The organism is Lentzea alba (assembly GCF_011067745.1).
GTDB lineage: Bacteria > Actinomycetota > Actinomycetes > Mycobacteriales > Pseudonocardiaceae > Lentzea > Lentzea alba.
Genome location: NZ_JAAMPJ010000010.1, coordinates 104,140 through 110,205, shown reverse-complemented (window position 1 = coordinate 110,205; position 6,066 = coordinate 104,140). Strand labels below are relative to the sequence as shown.

Sequence of the window (6,066 nt, the reverse complement as noted above, 5' to 3'; positions counted from 1 at the left end):
CGTGCGAAAGCTGGAGAACGGCTACTGCAGGTAGCCCTCGACCTCACCGACGGAACGAGCGGGAACGTCGTCCGCGTCCTCGCCCTGCGACCTGGCCGCGCGCCGCCGCCGCAGCAGGTCCCAGCACTGGTCGAGAGCTTCTTCCAGGGCGCGCAAGCGGTCTTTCTCCTCGGCGGAGGAGATCTCGCCGGCCACGACGCGTTCGCGCAGCTTGTGCTCCTCGTCGACCAGCTCGTTGATGCGGCCCAGCACGGATTCGTCGGTCATCCCAGGACTCTACGTCGAAACGCCAGTGGGTGCGCCTTGGCCGCTATTTCTTGGTGGCGAAGACAAACCCCTCCGCGCCTGGTGTCGGCTTGGCGACGGTGAACCCGTTGGCGGTCCCAGTTCCCGCTGCCCTGGTAGGGCGGCGAGGGCACCGTTACCTGCCCGACAGCGCAGAATGGGCGACCATGACGATCACGCTGTCCGTGCCGAAGACCGAGTCTGCAGACGCCCTGCGGTTGCGCCCGTGGCGGCTGGACGACTTGCCGGCACTGCTCACGGCGCATCGTGACCCGGCGCTGCGCCGCTGGCTGGCCACGTCGCTGGCCGACGAGCCCGCTGCCCGGCAGTGGCTGGACGTACAAGCCGCCGGCTGGGCCTCCGCAACGCGGTTCAGTTTCGCCGTGGTGGCCGACGAAGACGACGACGAACCGCCCATCGGCCACGTGGTGGTGAAAGCCGGGACCGGAGGCGTGGCAGAGGTCGGCTACTGGACCGCGGCCGCGGCCCGGCGTCAAGGCGTCGCCGCCCGTGCCCTGGACACCGTGTCGCGCTGGGCGCTGGGCGGGCAGGACCTGGTCCAGCTGACCCGCTTGGACTTGCTGCACGCGAAGGACAACCACGCCTCCTGCCGGGTGGCGGAGAAGTGCGGCTATCTCCTGCACGATCTGCTGCCGGCCGCGCCTCCCGCTTTCCCGAACAGCGCACACCGGCATGTGCGCACACCGCTGAGCGGCTGAGGCGGCCGGAAAGAACAAGACTGTTCTTCCCCGATTTCACCGCGCACCCTCGGTGCCACTGATCACGGATCCGTGGGGAGCGCAGCGGTTTGACTGGCCGTGAAATCGACATTGAGCAGGAATACCTGCTGGTCTTGTACGCCCGTGTGGACGCCATGCGCGGAGACGCCGCAGCGCGCTTGGCAGCCGTGCAGCACATCGGCGAGGACCGGGACGCGGCAGCGGTGTGGCAGGCGGAAGTAGACCGTCTGGACGCGGTGGAACAGGGATTGTGCTTCGGGCGACTGGACCTGAACGACGGTCGCCGCGTCTATCTGGGGCGGCTGGGCCTGTTCCGGGTCGAGGACGACGAGCCGTTGCTGGTGGACTGGCGCGCTCCCGCGGCCCAGGCGTTCTACACGGCGACCGCGGCCGCGCCTCAAGGCGTCCGACGACGACGCCGCATCACCACGAAAGGCCGGACTGTCGTCGCGTTGAACGACGAACTGCTGGCCCCAGACGCTGCCGGCGATGACAGCCTGGTCGGGGAGGCCGCGTTGCTGGCGGCGGTGACCGCGGACCGAACCGGGCGGTTGCGCGACATCGTGACGACGCTGCAGGCCGAGCAGGACCGGATCATCCGGGACGAGTACCGCGGAGCGCTGGTGGTGCAGGGTGGTCCGGGCACGGGCAAGACGGCTGTCGCGTTGCACCGGGCCGCCTACCTGCTTTACCGGCACCAGCACCTGCGCGCCCGCGGTGTTCTGGTCGTGGGGCCCAGCCAGATCTTTCTCGACTACATCGGCCAGGTGCTGCCTGGCCTCGGCGAGAACAGCGTGGTCACGGCAACCATCGCAGACCTGTGTCCGCGCTTCGGTGTCAGCCGAGTGGACCCGCCGGAGACCGCCGAACTCAAGGGCCGGGCGAGCATGGCCGACCGGCTGGCGGCCGCGGTGCGGTCGCGGGTGCGGATGCCCGGCGAGCCGGTCGACGTCGAGTTCGAGCAACAGGTGCTGCGCCTCGACCCGCGAACCTGTCGCCGCGCCGTGCACAGGGCCAGGCAGACCGGGTTGCCGCACAACCAGGCCAGGTTGGTCTTTCAGCGGGAGATCGTGGACGTCCTGGCACAGCGCCTGGCCGACCGCATGGAGGCTGTCGTGCTCACCGACACCGGCGAGGCGATCGACGGCGGCAGTCCCGACGGCCGGCTGGGCGAAGCCGACCTGCGCGCGTTGGCGGCCGCGGGTGTCGTGATCGGCCAGGACGACGGCCCGAGAAACCTGCTGGACGAAACCGACAAGGCCGCGCTGCGGAACGCACTGCTCGCCGACGCCGACGTCCAGGTCGCGCTCGACGAACTGTGGCCGCCGCTGAGTCCGGAACGCGTTGTGTCGGACCTGCTCGACGTGCAGGCCGACTGGAGCGTGGCGGACATCCCGTTGCTGGACGAGGCCGCCGCCCTGATCGGTCAGAGCGAAGACGTGGTGACGTTCGGGCACGTGATCGTCGACGAAGCTCAAGAACTGTCCGAAATGGACTGGAGAATGGTGATGCGGCGCTGTCCCGCCAGATCGATGACGATCGTCGGTGACCTCGCCCAAACCGGAAATCCAGCAGGCACCGCGTCCTGGGAACGCGTGCTGCGCCCGCACCTGGACGACCGCTGGCGCCTCGCCCGGCTCACCGTCAACTACCGCACCCCGGCGGAGATCATGGCCGCCACCGCCGACCTGCTCGCCGCTCACCACCCCGGAATGCGTCCACCCCAGTCGGTCCGCTCCACCGGCCACACGCCGTGGCGCGTCCGCACGACCCACGCCGACCTGCCCAACGTGATCGCCCAACTCAGCCGAACGCACACCGACGGCCAACTCGCGATCATCGCCCCGGCACCACACATCGATCTCCTGGCGGCGACGTCGTGTCTCACCGTTCCGCCGGAGCTGACCGACAGCATCGTCCTGCTCACCCCTGACCAGGCCAAAGGGCTGGAGTTCGACTCGGTGCTGATCATCGACCCGGCGACCGTCCTCACCAGCCCACTCGGCCACAACGACCTGTACGTGGCCATGACCAGAGCCACCCACCGGCTGGGCGTCGTGCACCTCGGCCCACCGCCTCCCGAACTCGCGGCCATGCGGGAACTCGAATCCTGCTCGGCGTCGGACACGCCCAGGACCTGGTGATTCCACGATTCTGATGTGTTCGGACGACACCGGCCGCGCACCCTGGTCACCGCGGCGGCAGATCACGGGGGGCCGTTCGAGGGGGGAACCGGTTCTGCCGCCGCATCTCCCGAGCGGGCGTGTTCCGTAGTGTGGAGACTGTGTGATGGGGGTGGTCATGACCAGAGTTGCTGTCATCGGCGACGTCGGAGGGCACGCAGACCAGCTGCGGAAGGTGCTGCGGGAACTGCAAGCCGAGATTGGGCAGTTGCCGTCCGATCTGCTCGTGATCCAGGTCGGTGACCTGGTCGACCGCGGCCCGGACAGCCTTGGCGTCCTCGACACCGTCGCGCCGCTCCTCACCGAACGCTGGGTGCAACTGGCAGGCAATCACGAGGCGCAGTACCTGCCCGGCTCGACCATCTTCTGGCCTGAGCCCCTCCCCCGACGAGGCGTGGAAACGTTGCGGGAGTGGTGGGCTGACGGACGAATGCAGGTCGCTGCAGCCATCACGGCAAATGGCGAGGAGTTCTTGCTGACTCACGCAGGGCTGACGCTCGCGGCCTGGCGGCAGTTGGGCGAGCCGGCATCGGCCGCGCGAGCGGCATACCTGCTCAACGAACGCCCTGAGCTGATCTGGTACATGGGTGCACATGCCCGCGATGAACAAGCAGGCCCGCTGTGGGCAGAATCCGGTGCCGCACTGCACGAACCGTGGATGCGCTACGAAGGCATCGTCCCGTTCGGCCAGATCCACGGCCACTCCACGATCGTGCACTTCGGCGACCAGCGCTGGCAGTGCGACGGCCGAATCCGCCAGCGCGCCACCGCCGACTGGCCCGCACGCCACGTCCGGGTGCGCGTCGGCGGGCGGTTGTTCATCGGAGTCGACCCCCGCCACGGCCGCACCGGCGCCACCAGCTGGCAGCCACTGATCCTCGACAACGCCGAAGTCCACGCAATGCCCGCACCAGCCTGAGGTTCTCGGGCTCACTGGAAATCCCTGAGGCTGGCGAGGGTCAACCGCAGCCGGGCAGCGTCGGACCCGCGCAGTGCGGTGAAGAGGGGCAGCGCCTCCTCCCAGACCTCTCGCGCGCGGGCGTACTGGCCGGTTCGCAGGAGATGCTGGCCCAGCTGGTCGAGTGCCCTGGCCCGACCGTAAGTGTTGCCGTGCGCCAGATGCAGCGCGATGGACCTTTCGAACGCCGCCTCGGCCGCGTCGGACAGCCCCAGGTCGGAGCAGGTCCGACCGAGCTCGGCACGGGTCCACGCCTCGCCGTCGAGGTCGTCGATCGCGGTGCGGATCTCAGCCGCACGTCGCAACGCCGACAGCGAGTCGTCGAGCACGCCGTTGTGGCGTTGCGCCGCTCCGAGGTTGGTCAACGCCCAGGCCTCGGCGTGCCGGTCACCGACCTCGCGCGCGGCCGCCAGGCTGTCCTCGAAGAGCCCGTACGCTTTGTCGAACCGTCCGATGTAGACGTAGCTCATCGCCACGTTGCTCAGCACGATCCCCTCGAACCGCCGGGGGGTGAATCCCTGCAGGCCGGCGTACAGCTGGCCGTCAGGAAACCGATCCGCCCGCAGGTGCGCCCAGTACAGCGCCAGCGTCGTCTTGCCCACCCCCGGACTTCCGGTCAACAGCAGCGGCCAGGACGCACCCGGCGACAGCAGCTTCGCGTCCAGGTCCTGCAGGTTCGCCTCCCGCCCGACGAAGTCCTTGCCGGGCAAGGGCAACTGCCGCGGCACGCGGACGGGTTCGGCGGCGTGGTGGTGATGCTCGACGTGCACCTGACCAACCGCGATCCCACCGCGTTCAGCGAGCACGTTGTGGTCACCCGACACCACCCACCCTCGACCCGGCACACCAGCATCATGGCCGACCCGCCCGTTCGATGTGTTCAACTCGGGTTGAGGGAGATCTGCACTCGCACGTCGCGGAGTCCGGCAAGAGGCCAGGCCACGATGAGGTCGAGCAGGTCGTCGTGCGGGCGGTCCAGGGTGAACTCCTGGAGGCAGGAGAAGCTCTGGTCGCCTCCGGAGGAGGAGCCGTCACCCGGCCGGATCCAGAAGGCCTCGTGTCCTCGGACGACTGCCACAGAGGCACCATTGCCCGCCACCCGGATCTGGGCTGGGTCGTCCAGCGCTCTCGAGGCTCGTCGGGCGGGGGTGAACACGTGGGCGTTGATCGCGTCCGCGGAATCGCCCTCGGCGATGCTGAGCAGTTCCATGGACAGCACGGAGTTCATGGCGGTCAGCCGAGTGAGCACGACGGCCACGCGGTGATCATCGCGGTGCAGCACTCGGAGTGGCGCGACGATCGTGCCCGCTTCGATGGCCGGTGCGTCGTGGCGGCGGTCGGCGTGGTGGGTCAACCCTTCCGGCACGGAAAGAACTTCCAGCGGTGCCTGCCAGATCGAGGCCGTGGCTCGCTCGACGGTGGCCCGGTCGGGTAGCGGCATGGTGATGATCGTTTCCGGGAAGCCGATCTCCGGCCAGGCGAGCACGAGCGACATCTCGTCGAACGCCGGCGGAAACCGGAACGCAGCCCGGTAGGTCGGACCGGACGTGCCGAGGAAGTGGTCGCCGCTGCTCGACGACGAAGACGTGGCGAATTCCCAGTGCGCATGACCGGCGTGATCGAGCCAGCCGACGCGCAGGTCGATGCCCTCGTCGTACGGCGGCAGCAACCGGCGGGACGCGACCGTCGGCTGGCTCGATCGGCCGGCGCGGATGTCCTGCTGCCGTTCGGTCGCGCTACGCCGATCCAGTGGACGGCGGGTCAGCAGCTCGATCTCCAAACCCGAGAGCCGGGACACCGCACGCACGACACCCACGGTCAGTTCCGGCCGGCTGACCAGCAAGCCGCCCGGATGTGCCACAGCCCCCAGGGTTTCAGCGGTGTCCACCGCTTCACCCTC

Annotated in this window: 6 protein-coding genes; 3 read left to right on the top strand and 3 right to left on the bottom strand. The window is 69.1% G+C overall.

What is annotated here, in order from left to right; genetic code table 11:
• Nucleotides 1–21: 21 nt before the first annotated feature.
• Nucleotides 22–267: a DUF2630 family protein gene (locus tag G7043_RS31760; RefSeq protein ID WP_166051986.1), complete on the bottom strand. Its 246-nt coding sequence runs from the start codon at nucleotides 265–267 to the stop codon at nucleotides 22–24.
• A gap of 185 nt (nucleotides 268–452) precedes the next feature.
• Between G7043_RS31760 and G7043_RS31755 the strand changes: the two genes are divergently transcribed.
• The 3 genes from G7043_RS31755 to G7043_RS31745 all read left to right on the top strand — a co-directional run bounded on the left by G7043_RS31755 (nucleotide 453) and on the right by G7043_RS31745 (nucleotide 4,127).
• Complete coding sequence (locus G7043_RS31755; RefSeq protein WP_166051983.1) at nucleotides 453–1,004, top strand: GNAT family N-acetyltransferase; 552 nt, start codon at nucleotides 453–455, stop codon at nucleotides 1,002–1,004.
• Nucleotides 1,005–1,093: 89 nt separating this feature from the next.
• Nucleotides 1,094–3,169: a HelD family protein gene (locus tag G7043_RS31750; RefSeq protein ID WP_242642895.1), complete on the top strand. Its 2,076-nt coding sequence runs from the start codon at nucleotides 1,094–1,096 to the stop codon at nucleotides 3,167–3,169.
• A 145-nt stretch (nucleotides 3,170–3,314) separates the two neighbouring features.
• Nucleotides 3,315–4,127: a metallophosphoesterase gene (locus G7043_RS31745; protein ID WP_242642894.1), complete on the top strand. Its 813-nt coding sequence runs from the start codon at nucleotides 3,315–3,317 to the stop codon at nucleotides 4,125–4,127.
• A gap of 11 nt (nucleotides 4,128–4,138) precedes the next feature.
• On the opposite strand, the gene G7043_RS48695 is transcribed toward G7043_RS31745, so the two are convergent.
• Nucleotides 4,139–5,011 (bottom strand): tetratricopeptide repeat protein, encoded by an 873-nt coding sequence (locus G7043_RS48695; protein ID WP_166051979.1) that lies wholly within the window; start codon nucleotides 5,009–5,011, stop codon nucleotides 4,139–4,141.
• 35 nt (nucleotides 5,012–5,046) lie between these two features.
• On the bottom strand, nucleotides 5,047–6,054 hold the full coding sequence (locus G7043_RS31735; protein WP_166051977.1) for a hypothetical protein: 1,008 nt from the start codon (nucleotides 6,052–6,054) through the stop codon (nucleotides 5,047–5,049).
• Between the last annotated feature and the right edge of the window lie 12 nt (nucleotides 6,055–6,066).

Coding starts and splice junctions, on each gene's coding strand:
- G7043_RS31760 (WP_166051986.1), bottom strand. CDS start 267: ATGACCGACGAATCCGTGCTGGGCCGCATCAACGAGCTGGTCGACGAG.
- G7043_RS31755 (WP_166051983.1), top strand. CDS start 453: ATGACGATCACGCTGTCCGTGCCGAAGACCGAGTCTGCAGACGCCCTG.
- G7043_RS31745 (WP_242642894.1), top strand. CDS start 3,315: ATGGGGGTGGTCATGACCAGAGTTGCTGTCATCGGCGACGTCGGAGGG.